This window comes from Pantoea sp. SIMBA_079 (assembly GCF_046940275.1).
In the GTDB taxonomy this organism is placed as follows: Bacteria; Pseudomonadota; Gammaproteobacteria; order Enterobacterales; family Enterobacteriaceae; genus Pantoea; species Pantoea borealis.
On record NZ_JAWRYR010000435.1, the window covers coordinates 1 to 264 of the forward strand.

Here is a 264-nt window from a genome sequence, read left to right on the forward strand (position 1 = left end):
TGACGACCGCCGCCTGGCGCACCCCCTCCGGGAGGGTGCTGCTCAGCGACTGGGACACCGGCTCGCTGGAGCGCTGGTACGCCGAGCACGGGCAGGACCTGCCCATCGTCGGACCGGCCGACCCCGTGATGGCGGCCTCCGGCTTCTCCGTCCTCAGCGCACCGCCCGAGGACAAGGCCGTGGTCACGGACTTCGACAGCCTCCTCGGCGAGCTCGGCCGCATCCGCTCGCGCGGCTACGCCCTGCTCGACGAGGAGCTCGAGC

Annotated in this window: 1 pseudogene; it reads left to right on the forward strand. The window is 73.5% G+C overall.

From position 1 onward, the window contains the following. Positions 1–35: 35 nt before the first annotated feature. Positions 36–264: pseudogene (locus SB719_RS20690) on the forward strand (hypothetical protein); the annotation flags it as partial.